The sequence below is a fragment of the Methylobacterium sp. J-059 genome (assembly GCF_022829485.1).
Classification (GTDB): Bacteria; Pseudomonadota; Alphaproteobacteria; order Rhizobiales; family Beijerinckiaceae; genus Methylobacterium.
In genome coordinates this window covers 57,085-78,129 of the sequence record NZ_JAKSYA010000106.1, presented here as the reverse complement: position 1 = coordinate 78,129, position 21,045 = coordinate 57,085, and the positions used below count along the sequence as shown (strand labels likewise).

Annotated in this window: 27 protein-coding genes and 1 pseudogene; 10 read left to right on the top strand and 18 right to left on the bottom strand. The window is 64.1% G+C overall.

The window, feature by feature from the left end:
* Positions 1–279 precede the first annotated feature (279 nt).
* The 5 genes from MKK55_RS13110 (at position 280) to MKK55_RS13090 (ending at position 3,227) form a co-directional block, all read left to right on the top strand.
* On the top strand, positions 280–1,074 hold the full coding sequence (locus tag MKK55_RS13110; RefSeq protein WP_243935169.1) for a sulfotransferase family protein: 795 nt from the start codon (positions 280–282) through the stop codon (positions 1,072–1,074).
* A 90-nt stretch (positions 1,075–1,164) separates the two neighbouring features.
* Entirely contained in the window at positions 1,165–1,344 is a 180-nt protein-coding gene (locus tag MKK55_RS13105) for a hypothetical protein (RefSeq protein WP_243935168.1), read from the top strand.
* A gap of 49 nt (positions 1,345–1,393) precedes the next feature.
* Positions 1,394–1,573: a hypothetical protein gene (locus MKK55_RS13100; RefSeq protein WP_243935166.1), complete on the top strand. Its 180-nt coding sequence runs from the start codon at positions 1,394–1,396 to the stop codon at positions 1,571–1,573.
* Positions 1,574–2,003: 430 nt separating this feature from the next.
* On the top strand, positions 2,004–2,807 hold the full coding sequence (locus tag MKK55_RS13095; RefSeq protein ID WP_243935164.1) for an ABC transporter permease: 804 nt from the start codon (positions 2,004–2,006) through the stop codon (positions 2,805–2,807).
* Between the two features lie 132 nt (positions 2,808–2,939).
* Complete coding sequence (locus MKK55_RS13090) at positions 2,940–3,227, top strand: hypothetical protein (RefSeq protein ID WP_243935161.1); 288 nt, start codon at positions 2,940–2,942, stop codon at positions 3,225–3,227.
* 256 nt (positions 3,228–3,483) lie between these two features.
* Here MKK55_RS13090 and MKK55_RS13085 read toward each other — a convergent pair whose 3' ends face one another.
* From MKK55_RS13085 to MKK55_RS13055, 7 genes are all read right to left on the bottom strand, one after another.
* The gene (locus MKK55_RS13085) at positions 3,484–4,788 is read right to left on the bottom strand and encodes a hypothetical protein (protein ID WP_243935159.1); all 1,305 of its coding nucleotides are present in this window, start codon (positions 4,786–4,788) and stop codon (positions 3,484–3,486) included.
* A 120-nt stretch (positions 4,789–4,908) separates the two neighbouring features.
* Positions 4,909–5,046 (bottom strand): hypothetical protein, encoded by a 138-nt coding sequence (locus tag MKK55_RS13080; protein ID WP_243935158.1) that lies wholly within the window; start codon positions 5,044–5,046, stop codon positions 4,909–4,911.
* On the bottom strand, positions 5,043–5,624 hold the full coding sequence (locus MKK55_RS13075) for a hypothetical protein (protein WP_243935156.1): 582 nt from the start codon (positions 5,622–5,624) through the stop codon (positions 5,043–5,045). Before MKK55_RS13075 ends, MKK55_RS13080 begins: the two co-directional genes overlap by 4 nt.
* On the bottom strand, positions 5,621–5,851 hold the full coding sequence (locus MKK55_RS13070; protein ID WP_243935154.1) for a hypothetical protein: 231 nt from the start codon (positions 5,849–5,851) through the stop codon (positions 5,621–5,623). The genes MKK55_RS13075 and MKK55_RS13070 overlap by 4 nt, the downstream gene beginning before the upstream one ends.
* Positions 5,848–6,192 (bottom strand): hypothetical protein, encoded by a 345-nt coding sequence (locus MKK55_RS13065; protein WP_243935152.1) that lies wholly within the window; start codon positions 6,190–6,192, stop codon positions 5,848–5,850. Before MKK55_RS13065 ends, MKK55_RS13070 begins: the two co-directional genes overlap by 4 nt.
* 3 nt (positions 6,193–6,195) lie before the next feature.
* Positions 6,196–6,762 carry a hypothetical protein gene (locus MKK55_RS13060; RefSeq protein ID WP_243935145.1) on the bottom strand — a complete coding sequence of 189 codons (567 nt, stop codon included), beginning with the start codon at positions 6,760–6,762 and terminating at the stop codon, positions 6,196–6,198.
* Positions 6,762–7,580: a hypothetical protein gene (locus MKK55_RS13055; protein ID WP_243935144.1), complete on the bottom strand. Its 819-nt coding sequence runs from the start codon at positions 7,578–7,580 to the stop codon at positions 6,762–6,764. Before MKK55_RS13055 ends, MKK55_RS13060 begins: the two co-directional genes overlap by 1 nt.
* 71 nt (positions 7,581–7,651) lie before the next feature.
* Between MKK55_RS13055 and MKK55_RS13050 the strand changes: the two genes are divergently transcribed.
* Positions 7,652–7,876: a hypothetical protein gene (locus MKK55_RS13050; protein WP_243935143.1), complete on the top strand. Its 225-nt coding sequence runs from the start codon at positions 7,652–7,654 to the stop codon at positions 7,874–7,876.
* Positions 7,877–7,928: 52 nt separating this feature from the next.
* Positions 7,929–8,120 carry a hypothetical protein gene (locus tag MKK55_RS13045; protein ID WP_243935141.1) on the top strand — a complete coding sequence of 64 codons (192 nt, stop codon included), beginning with the start codon at positions 7,929–7,931 and terminating at the stop codon, positions 8,118–8,120.
* Between the two features lie 32 nt (positions 8,121–8,152).
* Here the strand turns inward: MKK55_RS13045 and MKK55_RS13040 are convergent, their stop codons facing one another.
* From MKK55_RS13040 to MKK55_RS13025, 4 genes are read right to left on the bottom strand one after another with little or no spacing between them, the layout of a single operon-like run.
* Entirely contained in the window at positions 8,153–8,455 is a 303-nt protein-coding gene (locus MKK55_RS13040) for a hypothetical protein (protein WP_243935140.1), read from the bottom strand.
* Positions 8,452–9,015 (bottom strand): hypothetical protein, encoded by a 564-nt coding sequence (locus MKK55_RS13035; protein ID WP_243935139.1) that lies wholly within the window; start codon positions 9,013–9,015, stop codon positions 8,452–8,454. Before MKK55_RS13035 ends, MKK55_RS13040 begins: the two co-directional genes overlap by 4 nt.
* Entirely contained in the window at positions 9,012–10,778 is a 1,767-nt protein-coding gene (locus tag MKK55_RS13030) for a hypothetical protein (RefSeq protein WP_243935138.1), read from the bottom strand. The genes MKK55_RS13035 and MKK55_RS13030 overlap by 4 nt, the downstream gene beginning before the upstream one ends.
* Before the next feature lie 53 nt (positions 10,779–10,831).
* Entirely contained in the window at positions 10,832–12,925 is a 2,094-nt protein-coding gene (locus MKK55_RS13025; RefSeq protein ID WP_243935173.1) for a hypothetical protein, read from the bottom strand.
* Between the two features lie 72 nt (positions 12,926–12,997).
* Between MKK55_RS13025 and MKK55_RS29220 the strand changes: the two genes are divergently transcribed.
* The gene (locus tag MKK55_RS29220) at positions 12,998–13,114 is read left to right on the top strand and encodes a DUF6441 family protein (protein ID WP_313898967.1); all 117 of its coding nucleotides are present in this window, start codon (positions 12,998–13,000) and stop codon (positions 13,112–13,114) included.
* A gap of 188 nt (positions 13,115–13,302) precedes the next feature.
* Here MKK55_RS29220 and MKK55_RS13015 read toward each other — a convergent pair.
* The 3 genes and pseudogenes from MKK55_RS13015 to MKK55_RS13000 all read right to left on the bottom strand — a co-directional run.
* A pseudogene (locus MKK55_RS13015) lies at positions 13,303–13,623 on the bottom strand (ATP-dependent Clp protease proteolytic subunit); the annotation flags it as partial.
* Positions 13,624–13,634: 11 nt separating this feature from the next.
* Positions 13,635–16,244: a terminase gpA endonuclease subunit gene (locus MKK55_RS13005; protein WP_313898965.1), complete on the bottom strand. Its 2,610-nt coding sequence runs from the start codon at positions 16,242–16,244 to the stop codon at positions 13,635–13,637.
* Positions 16,192–16,845 carry a hypothetical protein gene (locus MKK55_RS13000; protein ID WP_243935137.1) on the bottom strand — a complete coding sequence of 218 codons (654 nt, stop codon included), beginning with the start codon at positions 16,843–16,845 and terminating at the stop codon, positions 16,192–16,194. The genes MKK55_RS13005 and MKK55_RS13000 overlap by 53 nt, the downstream gene beginning before the upstream one ends.
* A gap of 878 nt (positions 16,846–17,723) precedes the next feature.
* Between MKK55_RS13000 and MKK55_RS12995 the strand changes: the two genes are divergently transcribed.
* Together MKK55_RS12995 and MKK55_RS12990 are read left to right on the top strand one after the other, a co-directional pair.
* Positions 17,724–18,059 carry a hypothetical protein gene (locus tag MKK55_RS12995; protein ID WP_243935134.1) on the top strand — a complete coding sequence of 112 codons (336 nt, stop codon included), beginning with the start codon at positions 17,724–17,726 and terminating at the stop codon, positions 18,057–18,059.
* A 4-nt stretch (positions 18,060–18,063) separates the two neighbouring features.
* Positions 18,064–18,210 (top strand): hypothetical protein, encoded by a 147-nt coding sequence (locus MKK55_RS12990; RefSeq protein WP_243935131.1) that lies wholly within the window; start codon positions 18,064–18,066, stop codon positions 18,208–18,210.
* 293 nt (positions 18,211–18,503) lie between these two features.
* Here the strand turns inward: MKK55_RS12990 and MKK55_RS12985 are convergent, their stop codons facing one another.
* The 4 genes from MKK55_RS12985 to MKK55_RS12970 form a co-directional block, all read right to left on the bottom strand.
* Positions 18,504–19,223 carry a transcription termination/antitermination protein NusG gene (locus MKK55_RS12985; RefSeq protein ID WP_243935129.1) on the bottom strand — a complete coding sequence of 240 codons (720 nt, stop codon included), beginning with the start codon at positions 19,221–19,223 and terminating at the stop codon, positions 18,504–18,506.
* Positions 19,224–19,291: 68 nt separating this feature from the next.
* Positions 19,292–19,555, bottom strand: a complete 264-nt coding sequence (locus tag MKK55_RS12980; RefSeq protein WP_243935127.1) for a hypothetical protein — start codon at positions 19,553–19,555, stop codon at positions 19,292–19,294.
* A complete protein-coding gene (locus tag MKK55_RS12975) occupies positions 19,552–20,217 on the bottom strand; it encodes a hypothetical protein (RefSeq protein ID WP_243935125.1) in 666 nt (221 codons plus the stop codon). Before MKK55_RS12975 ends, MKK55_RS12980 begins: the two co-directional genes overlap by 4 nt.
* A complete protein-coding gene (locus tag MKK55_RS12970; protein ID WP_243935123.1) occupies positions 20,141–20,974 on the bottom strand; it encodes a hypothetical protein in 834 nt (277 codons plus the stop codon). Before MKK55_RS12970 ends, MKK55_RS12975 begins: the two co-directional genes overlap by 77 nt.
* Positions 20,975–21,045: the final 71 nt, after the last annotated feature.

The window sequence follows — 21,045 nt, the reverse complement described above, 5'->3', positions numbered from 1 at the left end:
CTCCAAGAGCGCCGTTTGGATTGACCATAGGTTGCGTGATGCGCCGTCAACCCGACTTCGCTAGGAAGCGGATGGCCACCGAAGGCGTGAGGAGTACGAGAGCAGCGAGCGTCGCAGCAATGACAGAAACGGACGAGTGATTTAGCATCGTTGCTGGACTCGCCTCCAGTACAAGCGTGCAATAAAGCCAAAGAAATTTGAGCTTGGAAGCGATGACGGCGCGCGCATCGGGTAATACCTTGGTTCAGCGTAGCAAATCTACGAGATAGATTAAAATAAATGACAAATTTACACTTAGACGATCTTGTTTTTGTTGGTGGAGCGCCAAGGACCGGCACGACAATTCTGCATGCACTTATTTGCACAAGCCCAAACACGAACGACTACGTCGCCGAATGTAGTTATATAACAAATATGCTGATGCCGTATTTCCTCGCCCTAGAAGGGTGGGAAATTCATACAAAGCATTTTTTTGAAAGTCGCGAAGAGCTTTTCCATTATCACGCCGCTATCATTTCCAATAGCGTAGACAGAATACACGAAAGGCTGGAAAGACCTGCGCGCCTAACCCTAAAAGATCCGATTATGACGAGATTTTTTCATCACGTCGCGCAAATGCTACCCCAAGCTCGATTTGTCGTCATATTTCGAGATCCGCGCGATGCAATTCTATCACGGCTGAACGTTACTCGGCGACTTCAAAATGGCACGGAGCCATCTAAAGCGGACATCGAAAGCGCATGTTACGAATATAATATTAGCTACAACGGGATTATTGCCCACCCCCATATATTGAACAAACGTATGTTAGTCGTAAACTACAATGATATTAATAAAGATAAATGGCTGCCGGCCCTCGAGGGATTTGGCCTCTTCGGCATAGATCCGGGTAAGCTCTGGTCTGGCAACCAGACGCAGATTACAGAATATAAATCAGACGCCTGGTCTACTGAATTGTACGGTATGGCTCCAAGCTCGCTTTCTATTAACAGATATGAGGTCGAACTTGATCCAAAGATAGCTGACTTCATCATGGAGAAATGTGGCTGGGTCGGAAAAGCGTTTGGGTACTAGGATCGCCACATGGTAGCCCCATCGCTAGCGACCTGTTCAAGGCCAAGACGATCGCCTCACGACGAGGTGAACGCCGCGGTCGACGTGTCCATGCGCGACCCGACCGTGAGCCTGTTCCGGTTCGCGAGCGGGCACACAATCGACCCGGCCGCCGCGGTGAAGGAGCGCGAGCCGTCGCGGAAGGCGGTCGCCGAGCCCGGCGCGTCCGAGGCCTTCCGGCGCGGCATGGTGCGGACGGCGATCCTGCTAGCGCGCCCGCTGGCGGCGTGAGCATACCTCACCATCCCAGGCAGCATCGGCTACCATCGATGGCAGCACCGTGAACGACGCCCCCCTCCACGAAGCCGTCGAAGCCCTCCGCGCGCTCCGCTGGACGGTGGAGCCGACCGGCGACGATCCCGGGCTGTGGCTGATCGATGGCCACGAGTGCACCGATGGCGAGCTGATCGCACTGGCGAGGCTCTTCGGCTTGGTCGAGGGGCCGGAGCGGGCACAGTGATCGCGCTTCACTTCGCCCTTCCCCTACGCATCAAGGCGACCGAGGAATCAGTGCAGGTGGTCGACCGGGCCGGGCGGGTGATCTTCTACGTCTACGTGTGCGCCGAGCCAGAGCGGCGAATGAACACCAAGCGCCTGTACGCCCGAAGAAGGCGTCGCGGTCGCCCAGATCGCCGCGCGGGTGCTGACAGACCGGGTCGAGCGTGGCGAATGAGTCAGCCGTCCGCCGGCGTGCTCGCGAAGCTTTGCGCGCCGCCGCGATGCAACCGCTCGGCTTGCGGCCCTCCGCCCACCCGAAGTCGATGCGAGCCCTGGTCGAGTTCGGCTACGTCGCTGTCCGACCGGCGCAGTACTCCGGGCGGCGGCGCTGGTGATCCCATAATTTGGGCGCTTTCGATGCGGATGACGGCGGACGAAAACTAGGAGACGTCATGTCCACGACCGACCGGGGAGTGGTTCCCAGATTGCCCCAGAAAAGCCAGATGGAGTCCTACCTCCACGTTCTGCAAGCGCTGATACTGCGGGACATGCGCACGCGCTTCGGTGGCTCGCATTGGGGCTACATGATCGTCGTGCTCTGGCCGGTGGCGCACATCTTCATGCTCGTGCTCGTCTATGTCGTACGCCACGTGCCCGCGCCGATCGGCGACAGTCGAGCCTTGTTCTTTGCGAGTGGTGCAGTGCCCGCCCTCGTCTTCCAGTACGTCTCGCGCGAGGTCATGAAGGCCGTCATGTCGAACAGACCATTGACCTACTACCCTCAGGTCAAGTTATTCGACGTCATCTTCTCTCGTATCCTCGTCGAGATCGTGACGGGATTCCTCGGTTTGCTCACGGTGTTTGCGATATTGGTGATAGCTGGCATCAATCCTGTGCCAATCGATCCGTTCACATCGATGTGCGGCTATCTCGCCGCCATCCTGCTCGGCATCGGGTTCGGGACGATCAACGTCAGCATCATGGCCTTTTTCCCGGCGTGGTTCATGGGAAGCATCCTGTTCACCATCGTGATCTACATTACGAGCGGCGTCATGTTCCTGCCGAATTTTCTTCCTGATGAAATTTACGATGTCCTAAAGTATAACCCTGTTGTCGGAATAATAGAATGGGTTAGGCTCGGATATTATCCTGGTCTGCCGGTAAGAATCGATTATTCCTACATTATGTTGTTTTCGCTTTCGCTCCTAACGATCGGACTACTGTTGGAAAAGCACGTCGTTCGAAAGGTATCGTAGCTCAGGAGTCGGGTGCATTCACATAAAAGTGGGCCTGTTCAGACCGCAACATCTGCATAGTTGTAGCTTTTGGCGTACGGGAGGTTCTCCGTATCCGCCGGTCGGATACCTCGATGAACCAATCACGTCGCCATGTCTCGGCATGGCCGGCCCGCGCTGGAAGAAGATGGGCGAGGCGGCGATCGAATTCCTCGACGGTTCAGCGAGGAAGCCATCGCCCTCGGCTGGACGGCCACCGACCTGTTCGGCGTGCACCCCACCGTTGGCGTGGTCTGGGTCGACTACTGCGGCGGCCTGATGATCAACGCCCGCCGCGTCGAGGCGATCGGCGACACCTGGATCCGGTACGGGAACCAGACTTTCCGTCGGGACCGGCCAGGGCGGCCTGTTGGCGTGCCGGTTTGGGAGGCGCAGCGTTAGGCGCTAGGCACGCCCCCCCGCGGCACGAGGCCGGGGGGGTGTGAGGTCTCACGGGGTGCTTACCGCGATGGCCGACCGTGTAGCGCGTGCGGCGGCACGGGCTAAGAACGAAAAAGCCCAGCGGCGGATGCCGGCGGGGCTCAACGCCAGGGCGGAACGATGCCAGCCTAGGCCATCAGGCCGGGGGGCATCCCCTTGAGCAGGACCGGCACCACCACCAGCATGACGATCGCGCCGAACTCCCAAGAGACAGGACTTAAGGCGTAGGTGCTTCGAGCGTTAGCCTGACGTTCGAGACGTCAACAGAAGCCCCAACCGTCCCTGTAAGATCGCATGTCTGTTGATCCGAACCACCAACCGCAGTGACGTCGCTCCATTGGCCGTCCGGAATGTTCTGCGCAGTCGGGGTGCCTTGGCTTTCCCAGGCGAATCCGATCGCGGCCCATAGACCACCCCAATCGTTGGCGCCGTAGCCTGCTTTCCATGTCCCCGGTGCGCCCACCTTGTCACCCTTGAGGCGCAGGGTGATGCGCGCTTTGGCCGACGTGACCGGGAAGGACTGAACGTATGAGCGACTAATCTTGGAGAGCGATTTGTAGCCCAGCATCATGATCGATGCTGTGCAGTTCGGCAGTCCCGATGAGACCACGTCGAAGGAAAGCGTTGCATCCCGCGCGTCGGGAGTTCCATATCTGAAGCCCACTGCGTCGGCGGCCTGGATGTCCTGGTACAAGAAGTTGCCTTGGTTCCCGTAGAACGTGACCAGTTGCTCTTGGATGACGGATACGCCTGCTGGCGCACCCAACGGCGAGACAAGGGCTTGGCTCAGCGTGACGGTTGTATCTGTCTTGCTGACGACGTAGGTGCCACGCTGGATTCCATTGATCGACCTAAAGTGGGCGTCGAAGGCGAACTCCACGTTTGCGCCAATCTGCACGCCTGCCGTGTTGGGGAACGTGAGGGTGGTGCTACCGGCCGGGGATGCCGAAGACGTTACGAGCTTCGTTTGACCCTGTTTCGTCGTCCCCGAGGCTCCGATCGTCCAATCATCGACGATACCTGAGCCAGTGACAGTAGTGACGCTCAGGACAAGCTTGGTGCCACTGTATGATGCGATAGTCCCGCTCATCGACTTCGAGAGATCACGGGCCGCAACAGCCTTCACCGGGAAGCCAGCGACGAAATTCAGTCCACGAGCTACGGTAAAGGTTTTAGTACCGGTTTCGATGGTGACGGGCCCCAAGGCTGCGAAGCCATTGAGCATACGGATGGCGCTGCTCCCCTCTCCCCACTTCACGCGCTGACCGGTGACGTACGGTGTCAGGGTAACTTGCTGGAAGATCCAGCGCCGAGGTCCGTAGACGCTCAGACCGTCATTGGGGACGACCTTAGGGGCGTTATCACCAACGGCACCATCCGGATTGACCCAGAGATTGCGCGTTGCGCCGTCAACCCGCTCCCGCCAGAGCAGCTGGTCCGCCTGTGAAGGCGCGCTGAGTGAAATGGCGGTGAACGCGGCAAAGATGATAGGAAGGGCGAAGCGGTCTGAGCTGGATGCCATACGCGGACCTAGCACAGTCACACGTGGCGCAAGGGAACAGATTAAACGCGGCCGCCATGCCGGCGGGGCTGAAGTGTCTCTGGGAGGAGGTGGCCGGCATAGGCCATCAAGCGCCTCGCGTCATCCGTTGGGCGGGGTGTCCCTGAGCATCCCTGCATTGCGCAGAACGGACGTGACGACGATGCCGAGGATCAGCCCGCACAGCGCCGCCATCCAGAGGTGGCCGGACGTGAAGGCGCCTTCGGGGCAGGACTTCATGCCGGCGGCTCACCGATGCCTCGCAGAGCCCCGGTGTGGAACCAATCGCCGATGTACGGGCGGGTTCGCTCGATCAGCGGGCGGATGTCGGGCCGGGTGACCAGCAGTAGGCCGACGACGAGCGTCGCAATTCCAACGCCGATGCCGAGTGCGATGCGGTTGCGCCGGGGGACCTGGCCGTCGAGGCTGCCCGGCGCGCAGATGTGAAGCGCCGCGCCGACCACCGAGCCCATGATAATGAACGAGACGATCTCGCTGTTGAGGAACCAGTCCGAGGGCGCGAGGCGGTAGGCGATGCTGTAGGCCGTCTGCCCGAGGTGCGAGGCGAACGACAGCCAGATCCCCACGATGAGATAGTCGCTCGAGATCGGATCGTTCTTCCACAGCGCGCGCCATGCATCTGGACCATAGACGTACAGGACGACCGCGTAGAAGCCGGCCGCCATCACCCGCGCAGCGAGGATCATGTCCGAGTTCGGGACGAAGAAGTTGCAGAGCTGGTAGCCGAGGAAGAGCAGCAGGGCCGCCCAGTAGATCGTCCCCTTGATGCGCACCGGCGTGTCATCCTGATAGATCACGAGCGATCCCCCTCGCGCTGTGCCGCGCGCTCTTCCATTTGCCGCAGGGTGGCTTCGACGGTGATGCGGACATCGCTCAGGCGCCGTGCCTGCTTCCGACGTGCTGCCTTCACCGCATCGACCGACATGACGTGGAGCGCCTGAGCGCGCTCCAGCCGATCGCAGTCGTGATTGCACTCGGGGCACACCTTCCGGCGCATCCAGCGCGTCAGCCATCCGAAGCTCATGGGGCGCCCCCTCGGCCAGCGAGGATGTCGAGGCGATTCCTGATGTCCTTCAGGGCATCCTTGGTGATCTCGCGGTTGCCCTCGTCGCCTTTCAGCGCCTCGGCTGCGAGCTTCGCGATCTCGATCTGCCCTTCGCGCACGTCGTCGAGCGCAGCGGACGTCGCGGCGTTGCCGGAGGCTTGGCGCTCCAGGGCGGTCGCCATCTGCCCGCGTTCCTCGATCCGGGCGACCATGCAATCGCGCCACCCGTTGAACAGGAAGCGAATCGTCAGCAGCGCGAGGGCGAGCAGGCCCCAAGGGCCGTAGTCCTTGAGGAGGTTCGCGAGGTCGAGCGCGGTCACGGTTCAGCGACGCCGGATAGCCTGGATCGCGGTCTGCGCGACCTGTCCCGCCGTCGGGGTGTTGCTGTTCAGTGCGAACTGGCGGACCGCGTCGGCGTTGCGCTTGCTGCTCTCGCTGGAGCCGAGCCAGTACTGGTAGACCGAGCTTGCCGCGCCGAGTGCGAAGCCGACGATGATGCCGTCCTCGCGAAGCCAACCCATGCCGACGGCAAGGACGATAGCGCCGAGCAACGCGTAGTTCATCACCGAGACTACGACGGGCCCCCAGGCGATCGGCGAGTGCGCCTGAACGAATTGCACCTCCATGGCGCGGGCATTGGCGAGGTCGGCGAGGTAGGCGTCCTGCCGCTTCGTCTCGGCCTCGATCTCGGCGAGCTTCACGGCGGCACCGTTCGGGTCGGCCTGGACGGCTGCCGAGACGGCCTCCGGGGTCGGCGCGACGCCGAGCGCAGCCGCAACACCCTTGCCGACCATAGCGCCGACGGTGCCGCCCAGGGGGCCGCCGAAGAGCGTACCGAGGGCGGGAAGTCCAATCTGGGCGAGCTGCCCGGCGAGCGAGGTCCAATCCATTACGCAGCTTCCTTCCCGAGGAGTTTCTTGAGCCAGGCGCCGAAGCCGACGGACGATGCCGGGGCGATGGGCATGGCGTTGTCATTGCGCGGCACCGGTCCGCTCAGCGGCGGCATGACCGGCGCGGGTGGCGGCAAGGGCGTTACGATCACGGGCGGCGTCGGCACCGAGCCGGCAACAGCACCCGGCCGGTGGCCGGCCTTGATCAGCGCGGCCTGGAAACCCTGCGCGTGCTGGCCGATCTCGGCGGCACGGTCCTGGCCGTTGATGATGCGGCGCGCGCCGGTCCAGTCGGCGCGGCCAGGCCCAAAGTACTGCGCCAACCGCGCGCCAGTGAACCATCCCTCGCGCATCCCAAGGAACAGGATCGCGGACGCGACGTCCGGGTGCATGGCGAGGTCGGGCGTCGCCTCGAGATCCTGGCCCGGCAGCAGGTATCCGACCTCGCGCAGGCGCGACGTGGCGCGGCGATAGTTCGACCGGCCGGTGAGCTGCAGCAGCCCGCGCCCGCAGAACAGCGCGCCGTCGCCGGGCTTGGTATTGCCGAGTTCCCTGGCCTTCGCCGGCCGGTCACCGGCGATGTCGTACATCCGGGTGTAGTAGGCGGTCCCGCCCTTCTCCTTGATCGGCTGCATCGTCCACCCGGTCTCGACCGGGCAGGTGCCGAGGCCGTAGGCGAGGTGGTCGGTCGGCGTGTCGGGCGGGCAGGCGTCGAGGATCGCCTCCATGCCTGAGACCTGCCCGGCGGTCAGGCTGCCAGGAAACGGGCGCAGGCGGACGGCCTGGAAGAACGCAGCCCTATCGAGCTCTGCGGCCATGATGGTCCTCACGATGTCAAAGAACGGAACGGGTCGGCGCGGGTTGTGCTTCTCGGAAGCCGGAGGCGCGCATGTTTGAGAAAGTCAGATCAATCGTCGCCAAGCAGTCGAGGCCGGCCGAGGCGCTCGCCGACGACAGGCCAGCGATGCCAATCGAGGAGCTGATGGGCAGCTTTCCGCCCATGAAGCCGGTGCGACCGCCGGCGGCGATCAACGACGACGTGATGGCGCCGGTATATGAGGTTGTTGAAGAGGAGCTCCGCCAAGCCGGGTTGCTCGACCGTCGGCACGGCTAAAAACAGCGATGCAAGGTGTTAGGAGCGCACGATCGCGGGAGGGCTAGTAATTATGCCGAACAACGACCAGCGGACCAAGCCGTGGCTCACGGTCGACGAGATCGCCGAATCTTTCGGGTGCCCGGTCGAAGAGATCGAAGTGTTGGCCCGGCGGAACAACTGGCCGAGCGTTCAAGGCAGTCATGGAGCGAAGTTCGCCGTGGAGCCAGAAGACGTGAAGAAGGCGATGGCGGACGCCTCTTGATCGATCCCCCACGTCCCCGTCTGAACTGAGCGTCACTCGTTGGCGAGCACAAGGTCCGCGGTCGGAGCCGGGAACTGGATGGTCATGCCGGTGTCGTTCACGCCGATCAGTGTCGTGAGCGGCGAGAACTCGGGATCGCAGAGCGCGACCGTTCCCACGTCGCCGACGAGGAAGGCGGACGGGATGGCGCCGCGGCGCTCGATCCGCACCCGGTCGCCGGGCTTGAACGGCGCGGCGGCCAAGCGGCGGAGGTATTCCGCGTGGACGTGGTCGGCGATCGCCGCCGGCGTATCGAGCGTGCGCTGCGTCGTGACGGTTTCGGTCAGCGTGATCATGCGGCGGCTCCCTTGTCGGCCGGCAGCGGCCACACCCCGGAAAGGTCGCCCTGACGCACGCGGTCCGCGCGCCACAGGCTTTCGTCTATCTCGGCATCGGAGAAGCCAAGGGCTGGGCCGAGCTGTATGAGCTGCGCGCGGATCACGGTGTTGGCGTATTCCAGCCGCTCGCGGGCGATGCGTCCCATCGGGTTTCCCGCTTTCACGAGCACGGCGACCTTGTCCGTCACCTCATCGATCCGAAGGGTGCCGTCATCGCGCTTCCACAGTGTGAGGCCGACCCGCCAATCCGACAGGGTCGGGTTGTCCGGGAGCGGCACGAGCACCGGCGGCGGCGTGTAGGCGGACAGGGCGCCGTCCTCGTATCGGCACCGCCCGATCAGGTCCGCGACCGCGCCATAGATCGCGTCATCGACCACGATGCAGTCGGGTTGCTCCACGTTGGAGCGCACCCGTCCGGTCACGATACCGCCTTCCAGGCGGATCAGGAGAAGTTCGGCCGGAGGCGACTGCGCCTCGCTCAGCTCAGCGCTTGGGATGCTCATGGCGTTCGCGCTCAAAAGTTCATTCCTCCGACTTGGATGTTTGGCTGCGAGATCGGACCATTGGCCTGTACGCGGAGCAATTGAAGCTGTACCCGATAAGTCGATCCGACGTTCAGATTGTTGATCTGAACTTGCGGATTGAGGTTGCCCGACCCCGTATATGCAACCGCCGGAAGACTAATGATTGTCTTTCGTCCAGTTGCAACTGTCGTTCCCCCAGCGGTCATATTGACGAACACGAGTTGGGCTTGAACGTCCGTCGCAACGCCCGATCCGTTCGTAAAATCCACTACCGCATAACCAAACATTTTCGTTGCAGTCGCAACGAAATCAACGGCGAGGACGTTGGTCCACACGCCATTGTTCGTGAAGTCTGATGCAGCCCCCTCCGCAGCAAATCCTGTGGTTGGGTACACGCCACCAAGAGCGCTCCTGGCACTTGCAGCATTCGCCTGCGTAAGGAGGCTTCGGCCGAAAGCAGTCGTCGCGAGGGCGGCGATCGCATCGAGATCCGCGTCCCAAGCTTGGACATCCTGCCCGGCGACCAAGCTCAACGCCGATCGAAGCTGAGCCGCCGTGATGGCGCCTTGCAAGCCGGCGACCGAGATGACTTGGTCCGAGGAGTCCACCTTCTCCCAATAGGTGCCGTCGGAGACTGCCCAATCGCCGATTTGCCAATCGGTGATTGGCCCGAAGGTCCCCGGTAGGCTCGTCGTACCGGCTGTGGTGACGATGAAGTACCAGCCTTTATTGGCCGAGGCTGGCGCCGGCATTGCCGGGCTGTTCGTCGCGGCATTCCAACCGCCGTGATAGAGCAGGCCGCCGAGAAGCGCGTCGGGCACCTGCGCGGTGGCGAGCTTGCCGGTAGCGGGATCGAGCATCGCGACGGTGGAGGCGAGCGCCAGGGGCGTGCCGTCCGCGCGCTGGTAGCTGCGCACCCGCCAGTTGCCCAGGGCGTCGGACATGGCGCGGAGCATGTCGCCGGCCCGCGTCGTGATGCTGGCGCCGGTCGGCAGGATCAGCGACGTGGCGTTGTGGACGAGGACATTGCCCCCATCCACGAAATGCACCTCGCGGACCTTGTGCTTACCGACGCCGAACGATGTGATCTGCCCCCCGCCCGTGATTGCTACCTTCGCGGCCGGCGCCGAGGCGAGATCGACCATGGCGGCCGACACCATCGTAGCGGAAGCCGCGAGCACATCGACGCCGCCAGTGGTCAGGTCGATCGTGAGGGCATCGACCGGCAGCGTGCCATCCGGGTAGGCCCGAAGGCCGAAAGTTTCCACCGAAGTCAGCGCGCCGCCGGTTGGCGTGTAGGACAAGGTACGCTGCTCCGCCCCGAGCCACGTCCGGCCGCCGATCGCGTAGAGCAGGCGTGAGATAGCACCAGGCGCATCCTTATCGAGCGCCAGCACCCGCGAGCCGAAGAGCAGATTGGTGAGCGGGCTGGTCAGGCGCAGGAGCGTCGCCAGCACCTGCGTATAGATGGCGATCAGATAGTTCGGCGCGGTGCCGTTGAAGTCGCGGGTGTCGATGACGAACGGCGCATTCGTGAACGCCGACGGAATCGGCCCGACGGTCGAGAGCGTACCACCGCTGCTACCGGTCGGGGTAACTGCGGCGATGATGAAGCCGTCGCCGGTCACCCGGTCGCGTGCGCCCAGGTTGATCACCATGCCGGGCAGGACCGCAGAGAGGTCCATGCCGGCGACGGTCACGGCGTTGGCGTTGGCGGCAACCGTTGCGGTTGCCGCCTGTGAGTAGAGCAAAGCCATGAGTTTTCAGCCTCGAATGATGAGGTGATGCAAGGATCGAGATCTGAGGAGAGTCAAGCTTTCATCGTCACGCCAGCGATGTGCAGCTCATTGATCTGCACCTTAGCGTCGGCGGTCCAACCTTGATAAGTATACTGCAACTGTATCCGGTGTTGCCCCGGCGCGAGGTAGAGGCAGCAAATACCAGCGAAGTCGGAGGTCGCGTTGGCGCCCAAGGTGATGCCTGGACTGTTGAAGGAAATGAACCCTCTGGCCGCCCCGTCGATCAGGATACGCATGCTCGAGATTGTTGCGTAGGCGCCCGTTTGCGCGTTCACTCCTGAAATTGTCAAGTTGCCAAATAGATTGATGATAGACGGAAGATCGCCACTGGTGACATTCCAGTAGTAATCCAAGGTCGTGTCGATGCGGTTGTTATTCGTTCCCGCTCCTCCGACGAGCAGGTAGGAGCCCATATCAACACGGAGAGGCGTCGAAACCTGCCCTGATGTCAGTATAAGGTTCGGCACCCGAAGATTGTAACCGTCGAATTGGAACGGGTAGCTCTGCCCACCATTCGCCGTGATTAGGAAGCTGTTGGCGTCGATGACAAAGCGCGACGAGCCGTCCGGCATCAGATCGAGGAAGTATCCGGCGTTGCGCACCACGCCGTAGCTGTCGGTCGAGACCTGTGCAGCGAGCCGAGCCGAGACACCTGCAGGCCCCGCCACAGCCGTCATTCCGAACCGCCCGTAGGCAGTCCCGAGGTTGTTTCGCGCGTACAAATCGTTGATGTAGGCGGAGCTGGAAGCATCACCCGCAGCACGGGCCGAGGCTTCACTTGCGACACCAGCATTCGCCGCGTCCGTCTTTGCATTCACAGCGTTGACGTAATTAACGATCGCCGCGTCCTCGGTCGCCCGAGCGTAAGCCTCGTTCGCGGCGACAGCCTCGGCGCTCCCGACGCGAGCGGTGACGGTGTCGATCCGTTGCCCGAGCGCCGCGTTCGCTGCCGACGTAGAGACGGACAGGTTGTAAACGCTCGACTCGACGGTGCCGAACCGAGCCGTGACCCCAGAGAACTGCGAAGCGGTCGCCCCCCGATCGCTGGCCTGCGTCTGCGCCAGCGATGTGATGTTGGCGCTGTTCTGCCCGACGGTCGCGGTGAGGCCGTCCACGCGCGTCGAGATCGCCCCGTCCGCTCCGGCCCGGGTCGTAGCTTCTGTGACGATCGATGCTTCCGCCGCCCCGATCCGGGATACCGCACCCGCGAGCTGCGAAGTCTGAGCGCTGTCGGCGGTGGCCCGGGCGGTTGCCTCGGTGGTGATCGCCGCCCGCGCACCGGCGATCCCGGCCTGCAGCAGGGTGGTCCGGGTCACCAGGGCCGAGTTCGTATCCGCCACCGCCGTGACTAGATCTACGAACTGCGCGCTGGCATCACCCTTGAACACCAAGAGGTCGGACCGCAACGACGCGGTAGACCGCCCAGCATCGTCAATGCTGGCGGCAATGTTCGTCGTCGCCGTAGCGAACTGCTGGTAGAGCCCCCCCTGCTGCCGCTGTATGAAGTCGAAGAACCCAGACAGGGTCTGCGGCAACAGCGCTAGGTCGGACTGGCTGCCGGCGGTCGCCTGCACGGCCTGGAAGATCCGCCCCTCGCTCGCTGAGATGCGTTGCTCTGCGGTCCCGAGGCGCGCGCCCTGTGCATCGACAGTAGTTTGCGACGCCTTGCTGGTAATCGCCGCCGCCTGTGCGTCGAGCTTGGTCTCCGCCGTCGAAACGCGGTCGGCCACCGCGTTGAACTGCCCCGCGGTGACGAGGTTCGTGATCGTCCCTCGCAGGGCATCAAGGGTCGTGCGGACGGTCGAGATCGAGGTGATGAGGCCCGAGAGGTCGCCGGTCTGCACCGAGCCGTACAGGTCGATTTTCTTAGACAGGGCGTCGACCGTGACCGAGAAGTTCGAGATCGTCGTGCCGACCGAAGTCTGCAGCGCCTCGATGGCGTAGAACCGCACGCGTCCCTGCGCTGGGATCGTTTCCAGGCCGGCCGTGGTGAGCGCGTCGCGGAGCGTCGACACGTCCTGCAGGTTCTTCGTCACCGACTGCGTCAGGATGTCGAGGTTCGACCGCAGGTCCGAGATCAGGGGGTCAACGTAGCCCTGCCGCACCGCCGGGTCCAGGGCCGCAAGTCGTTCAAGCCGATCAAGGAAGGCGCAGCCGACAAGGGGCGCGACTTCGTCGTGATCTTTGTCCTCGTCCCGCAGGTGAAGCTCCGCAAGCGCCTCGACGTGGATGCCACCGCCAAGCGCTGGGCCGCGCGCGTGCCGGCCGCGATCGAAGCGAACTGGAAGGCCTGATGCCGAGCAAGCGCGAACAGGTGATCCAGGCCGTCGTCGCGCTGATGCAGGCGGCCCTGCCGCAGGCCGCCCACTACCGGAACGAGGTCAAGCAGCGGGCCATTCCAACCGGCGGGTACGTCAACGTCGATGACGGCGAGCGCCTTGATCTGGAGCTCGTGGTCCCCGATCGTCCCGAAGGTGAAGCCCGACGGGTCGTGCACCATCATCAGGGCGCCGAGGGACATCACGACCTCGTCGCCAGCCATCGCAATGACGGATGCGGCCGAGGCCGCTATCCCCTCAACCACGATGACCTTCCGGCCTTTGTGCGCGGCGATCGCGGAATGGATGGCCGCGCCCTCAGTGGCGATGCCGCCGCCGCTATTCAGCCGGATCGTGACGTCCTGATCTCGGCCAACCTGGGCCAGCGCGAAGATAACGTCCGAGGCGGTGAAGCACTCGTCCCAATAGAGTTCGCCGACCGTGCCGGAGAGCACGATCTCGTTCCCATTGACCAGCACGGTCATGGTGGCTCCTGTCAGTTGGTAGGCTGATTGCCGCCGTCGTTAGTGGTCCCGCCGGGGACCGGGTCGTCAGTGGCCGGGGCTTCCAGCGCCTTCGCCGAGCGGCGCCCATCGCTGGAGTAGGAGAGCCCAAGGTCGTCGGCCCGCTCGTTATCGGCCGCGTTCTCGGCGTCGATCTCCTCGGCGTCGTAGCCGCCCTCGGAGACCTTCTGCGACCGGCTAGAGAAGCCGGCCTGAATCTCCATGGTCTTGCCCTGCACGTCCTGGACGGGGTGGATGTACGGCCAGGCCTGCGGGATCCACTTCACCGCATAGGCGTCCTGCCGGCGCATCCCAGTAGGAAGGGTCAGGGCGCCCGAGAGCAGGGCGAGGTCGATCCAGCGCAACCAGACCGGGCGGCAGAATTGGAAGACGATAAGCTGATGCTGCCAGCTCTCGACGACACGCCGGAAGTCGGTCAGCGCCGCGCGCATCGTGCGGTCGTTCAACTGGCTGTAGTCGCCGCTCAGGCTCTCGTAGAGAAGGCCTGCAGCGGCTGCGACGCCGCGCAGCGCCTGTCGTACGAACATCTCGAAGTTCGGCCCCACGTCCGGAGGGCTGGCGAAGGTGACATCCTCGTTGTCGGCCAGGACTCCCGCCGGAACATCCGCCGCTAAGATGGGCCGCTGCCTCTCGATCCCGAGGGAGGCCTCAAGGTCGCGCCAGTGCACCTCGCGCCACCGGTCCCATCCGCGCATCGCGGCCAGCCCGCGGGCGTAGTTCGCGCAGTCCAGCACCTCGTTGCGCCGCCCGCCGATCGGCACCCACTCGCGCCGCGTACGACCGCGCGTGACGTGGGTGACCAGTTCCTCGGCGGTCAGCTGCTTCACCTGATCCTCGGTGACGTCGTCCGGGAGGTGGACGAAGCCGGCCGGAAAGGCCTTGCCGTCGGACGGGCGGTGGAGCGCCAAGCACCCCATCAGTTCCTGCTTTGCGAACGACGCCCCGACCCGGACCGTCTTCAGGCCGCGTCGAAGCTTCTTGCCGGCCGGGGTCGCATCCTTGTTACCGACGCCCAGGAAGGCCGCCGCGTAGCTGTCCTGGCCGTCGACCGCGTGGACAGGCCGGCCGCCTTGCGTCCGGACAAAGGCGTAGACCTCGGCGGTGAAGCCGCTGGAATCTACGCCCCAGTCGCGGACGCGCATGTCGGCGCCGCTCTCGTGCTCCCAGGTCTCATCGAACATCGCCTCGAGGTCTTTCCAGACCTGGGCTCGGACCGTGTCGCCGGGCAGCACCCGGTGCTCGATCAGCCAGCGCTCCCGGTTGCGCCCGAAGGCCCAGACGCTCGCCTCGAGGCGGTCCTTCTGGACGTCGACGCCGCCGAACAGGATGAGGCCGCCCGCTGGGACCGTGCCGCTGCGGTAGCGATCCTTCCGTGCGTAGACGTCCTGCCACTCTGGCGCGTCGGCGCCCTCTTTCCACGTGCGGGCCAGCTGCGTGTTGAAGAACGTCCTCAACGCCTCTGGGCCTCGTCTCAGGGCTCGGGCGAACTTCGCCACCGTCTCGCGGATCGTCTGCTTCGGCGCGTAGAGCTTCGATGCCTGGAAGCCCGCATGGTCGTTCGGGACGGCTTCCACGCTGCAGTGCAGGCAGAGGGCCCGGGCGACGCCGTGTGCCTCAGGCGCCCAACGCTCCGGCGTTTGGTTCTCGCCGCAGCAGGTGAAGGTTCGGGTCTGCCGCCACTCCACCTTGCGCAGTGCGACGAGGCGCTGAGGCTCCGTCATCGGGTGTTCGCAGGCCACGCACTCGTAGCGGGCGGTCTCGGGCCGGATCTTGCCGGCCTCATCCTTGTCGAAGCGAACCCGCTCCCATTCGAGAGGGTGCCAGCCCTGGCAGCCCGGGCACGCGACGAAGGCCTTACGTTGGTCGCTCTCCTCGTAGGACGCCTCGATGGCGCTGCGGCCCGCGATCGTCGGCGAGCAGGCTCGCACCGAGAGGCTGTTCGCTTTGAACTCGGCCTGCCGTTCCTCGGCGAGGTCGATAGGCGAGCCCTCGCCGCCGGCGGAGAGCGGGTACTTGTCGATCTCGTCGCAGGTGAGCAGCCGGATCGGCCGCATCGCGAGGTTGGTCGGACTGTTCGAGCCCACGAGGGTGATGTGGCCGCCCGGGAACTGCTTGTGCGTTAGGGTGGCGCCGGCGTCCCGGGACTTCAGGTCCCCGAAGATGTCCTTCAGCACCGCCGTGTCGCGGATCATCGGGGCCAGCCGGTCCTTTGAGAAGGTCTCGGCCGCGTCGTCCTTTGGCTGCACCACCAGGATTGGGCACGGGTCGATGTGGATGAACCGCCCGAGGATGTTCTCGATGACGGTGGTTTTCAGCAGCTGTGTGCATGCCATCAGGGTGATGGTGCTGACGCCCGGCTCGGTCGCTGCCAGCATCGGGCCGCGGGCGACCTCGACGCGAGAGACGATGAAGCGGCCACCGTTGGACGATTCCTTGCTCAGGCGGCGGTAGCGCTCGGCCCACTCGACCACGTTCAGGTTCGGGGTCGGGGTCGCCCCCTTCCTCCAGGCCCGGCTCAGGCTCTCCGTGTCAGCCGAAGTCGGCCGGAGGATCGCCGAGCTCGGAGAGGTGCTGTTTGACATGCGCGTTCAGGATCGTCGTCAGCGCGCGGGGATCGACCTTGAGCTCGTCTGCCATCACGACGGCGATCCGGGCGGGCCAGGAAAGCCAAGCATCCCGGAAGTCCCGGGCGGTGTCGAAGAACAGCTTCTCGGCCGCCTCGCGGTCGACCAACTTGCGCTCGTTCTTCTCGACCTCCTGTTTGCGCTGCAGGCCGAGGAAGTTCTCCTTGCGCCGGATCGCCTCCGGCAGCGGTAGGTTCGTAGGATCCGGGGCCTCGTCGTCGCCGTGCTCGCCATCGCCATTGACCGGCACCGCACCAGGCCGCGGCATCGCCTCGCCGAGGGTCTGCCAAGTATCAGGCTTCGGCTTGGCGGGGGCCTTAGGCTCTGGCGCCGGCCTGTTACCTGGGGCGGCGCGTACCGGCCGGTGGGTAACACCGCCCCGATAGTTGGCGGGTCGCTGGTCCAGCACCCACTCGGTCGCTTCGACGTCGATCAGGCCGGCCTCGTTGAGGACGAGGATACCCTTCTGTTTCCAGCCTGTTACCGACTTTCGAGACACGCCGCGGCGGCGGGCGAAGTCGGCTTGGCTTAGGAATTTAGCCCCGGTCTTATCGGCCATGGGCGCTGTTACCTGTTACCCCGTTACCGGGTTTTGGGACCCTGGCGCTAGAAAACACCGGGGCCCCGACCACCCGTATAGGCGCCGGCCGTCCAGGGTCCCCACGGGGTGGGCGGCGGGGTCATCGCCCTCATGTCGGGCAGGGTGTGGGCGAAGGGCAGAGCAAAGCCCCGCAGCGATCCTCTCGCTCGGGGCGCAACTTTCCTTTTGGGAGAAGCGGCAGGACCTACAGCGGCCTCACATCCGTCCTCGCGCTCGATCCGTCCATATTGTTCTGCTATCGGCGCGAGCGACACAATAGACCCCATCGATCGGGTGTCAAGTTGCGCCTTGGCAAGGATGCTGAGTCAAAGCTCGCAGCAAACGGTTGCCCCGCGCCCGGCAAGGCTGTGGGGTTTCGTCGTTATCGTGTAGGATGAGAGGCGGATCACATAGGAGAGCAAATCCATGCCCCGCACCATTGCCCGGGTCGGAGGTATCGATGTCCTGTGTTCTGAGACGCTAATCATTGACGCTACACAATCAGTTCAGATATTTCCATTCGATGACGATCCCGAGTATTCATTTCTTATACAGGTTGATCTTGACGACGAAAGTCTCGAGGTGGGTCATTGGTCGATAGAAGCAGGCGACCTACCTCCAAAAGTTAGCATTAAGCGCGGGCTTTTGGGTGGAAGGGCCATAATAAGCCACAAAGTTCCTATTGCTCTTACAGAAACGCATAGCTATACCGCTAATATTACAACCCAATACACGGGACATTCCTCGTTTCGGTTCGTGACGATTTCGTACACAATCTTCAAGACTGAAATCTAGTGTCCGCTAGTCCGTACACTCCCCCAGGCAACGAGAGTGGAGATTCTGCGGAGGTATACTCCATGGAGAACCTGCGCCCGAAGTATCGTCCGCCTGCAGCCGCTACCGATCAAACCAGCACTGGTGGCACTGAGCCTCCAGCACCACCGCCACCGCCGCCGATAAGCCCCTCTGATAGAAAGCTGGCAGCTCGGCGCTTCAACGAAAGCCTGAAGCTGGTCACGTCGGGGCTAAGCGGCCTCGGGCTTGGCCTGTGCAGCGTCGCGTTTCTGCAACCGCTGCTTACGGACCCCGCGCTGTTCGTTAAGACGAATCGCCCTGTCTGGTATCTGATAGGCCTCGGCCTACATGTGGTAGGACACCTGATCGTGCATTTCGAACTGCGCAAGGAGGAATGATCCGATGACCATCGAGGTAGCGATCGCCGCCGCTGTGCTGGCGATCGTCGGCTGGGCATACCTTCACGTTGCGGGCAGGAAGTTCGATAAGAAATATCCTCTTCCCAGTGAGAAGCCTGCGCCACAAGAAAACCAGGCGGCAAGCCGCTAGAGCAGTGCGCTTCGACAGCCGCACATTGGCGACTGTCCTGTTGGGATGCGGCTCTACGGCTCCCTGGTCGCTCGCTTGATGCAGCGCCCGCTAATGTGGCCGATGGGCGCCCCGCCCTCTATCGCGGGAAGGGCCGTCTGCCCCCACGATTTGATGGTGGCCTCGCACGATTCCTTCGTTAGGAAATCGATGTTCCCCGACGAGAGGACACCGGCCGCCGATACGTATACCCAAATTATGATCCACATTTCGGCACCGTGCGGCCTTCGTTAGGCCGAGTTGTCCTACAGCGTTCAGGCGGCTCGCTCTACGTCTTCGATCGGCAGGCGGATGTCGCAGGCCGACCCCATTACGGTTAGCGAGATCACACCGACGGTACCTCCATCTGCTGACGAGACGAACTGGCCGATGAAGCCGGCGAACGGCCCCGAGGTCGCGCGCACGGCCTCGCCCGGCGAGATGGCGCCGATCGGCGTCCGGTTCGTCCGGCCGGCGACTTCATCAGCGCCCTGGTCGCGAAGCCACCGCATGCCGATGCGGTTGAGCTGCAGCGGGCCTCGCGTCTGCGAGCCGAGGATCCCGATCAGGCCGTGCACGTTGCGATCTTCGCCGTCGCGCTGGCGAAGCGCGGCCAGGGTGTCGTCGCAGAGGCCGCCCATCACGCCGAGGAACAGGTAGTGGCGTAGGATCGGGAACTGGCGCTCGCGCCGCGGGACGCGGAGGTTCGACCGCACCGAGCGGCGCCAGAAGAACTCGCACGGGACATAGGCGGCGAAGGGCGTTTCCCCGGCCCGGTCACCGCTCAGCATCGTGCCGCGGATGCTGGCGGCCGCCGATAGCTCCCGGCTCGGCGCCGTCGTCGCGATGTACCAGCGCAGGATCGATCTATCGCCGCCGAAGTTCGGGACGACGTTGCGGCGCCCCTCCTCGATCGGCTTGTCTAAGGCGATCTTGGCGTTGTGCTGCGGCGTGGCCTTGGCGTCGAACGCGCGCCCGTTTCGGCTGGAGGGCATGGCGGTGCTCCTAGGTACGCGACTGGATAGGGACGAACAGACGGATTCGCAGTGGCGGCTGCGGATCGTCAGATGATGATGCGGGGGACGATGATGTCGGGCCGGCCGGGCGCGATGGTGTGCTTGGCGTTCTCGTCGAGGACGTCGACCACACGGCCAGTGCTGGAGATGACGAAGGCGGCTTGACCAGGCGCGTGGTGGCCCTGGTAGGCCGCCAGCGCCGCGCCGACGTCCGAGAGCATCGCCTTGCGCCACGCACTCGTGTCGACCCGGTAGATCCTGCGCATGTAGCGAAGGAGAGCGTGGTCGGTGATGGTGGGTGCCAAGATCATGACGCTACCGCCCGCTCTGCGGCCGCATCTGCTCCGGCCTGCTCCGCCTCGCGACGGACGCGCCTAGCCTCAAGATCCGCGACTGCCTGCAACCTCTCGGCCGTGACCTCACGTGAGGGCCGGTCGTCCTGCCGGGCCCTGCGCGCATCCGCGGCGCGAGCGGTCTCTTCCACGAAGGCCTGATGCCGGCGCTCGACCTCGGCGCGCTCCTCGGCGGTCGGCGCGTGGTAGATCTCGGCGTCGAGGATGGCGTTGATCCGGGCGCGCTCGGCCAGATTCTTCGAAATCAGCCGGCGGCACACCTCGGCCATCTCGGCCGCGGTCGGGGCGTAAGTCTTGTTACCGGCCCGGCCGTCGAGGAAGCGCATCGAGGCCTCGACGATCGCCCATGCGGGATACTTGCTGAGCACGAGGATGAAGGCGCGCTTGGCGAGGGTCATGGCCTCTTCGCCGAGCGGCGCGGTCGCCATGCTGCTGCGGAGGATGCCAACCTGCTCGCGTATCGTCAGAACGTCTGCCTCAGCGAGCCCGCGATCGATCTCGTCCCGTCGGGCCAGCAGCAGCGCCTTCTGCTCTGCCGTCGGCTCATGCGCGGCCAACAAGGCGTAGCGACGGAAGTTGCCGGGGATCGTCTCGAGGTTGTTGTGCAGGTAGCCGACCACGGCCGCGGTCCGCTTCCCAGCCTGCGGGATCCCACCGGGGATCGCCGGCAGTCTCGCCTCCGGCTCGGCTATCGGGGAAAGGGAGGTGTTCATCGGGACCTCGCTGGCGGGATTCGTGAGCGTCGAAGGCATCGCCGGCCCAGAGGTCGGCTGTGGATGCGCGGGAGGGCGAGCCGCGAGCGCTCGGGCGCCCATCGCGGGCCGCGAACTTCACCTCGTTGCGGCACCAGGTGCGCCAGGCCGCGGGCCAGTCGATGAACTGCGAGCCGAGCTTGAGGTGGTGGTCGATGAAGGCGGGCCAGATCGCTGCGGCCCGAGCCGGCGCGAGGTTCAGCCGCTCGGCAGCCTGGGCTTCGTCCGGGCCGAACTGCCAGTCCCGGTCCACACCCGTCCGGGAAGGCCGCTTCTGTCGGGTCCGCGGCTCCGAACGAAGTGAGGAACTGATGCTTTCCCTGGATTCCCTGTCTTCTTCTTTGCGTCGGTCCCGCGTCGCAGGTGCGTCGTCGGTGCGTCGCGACTGCGTCGCCTGCGCGTCGCTAGGTGCGTCGGTCGGAAGGCTGACGCGCTGAAAACGATCGTATTTACAGATGATTACGCGCGTTGCATGTGCGTCGGCTTGTGCGTCGATAATCTCGGACTTCTTCAATCGACCCAGGTAGCGCCGCACGCGGGCTTCCGACCACTTCCACTTCTCGGCCATGAAGCGGGTCGAGAACGCGCACTGCCCGCGAGCAAGCTCGAGGATCGCGCTACCCACGCGCACCCGCGTCGGACGCCACGCTGCCTCACCACGCCCCAGATCAGCCGCTATGAGCGTGGCCGCGAGTT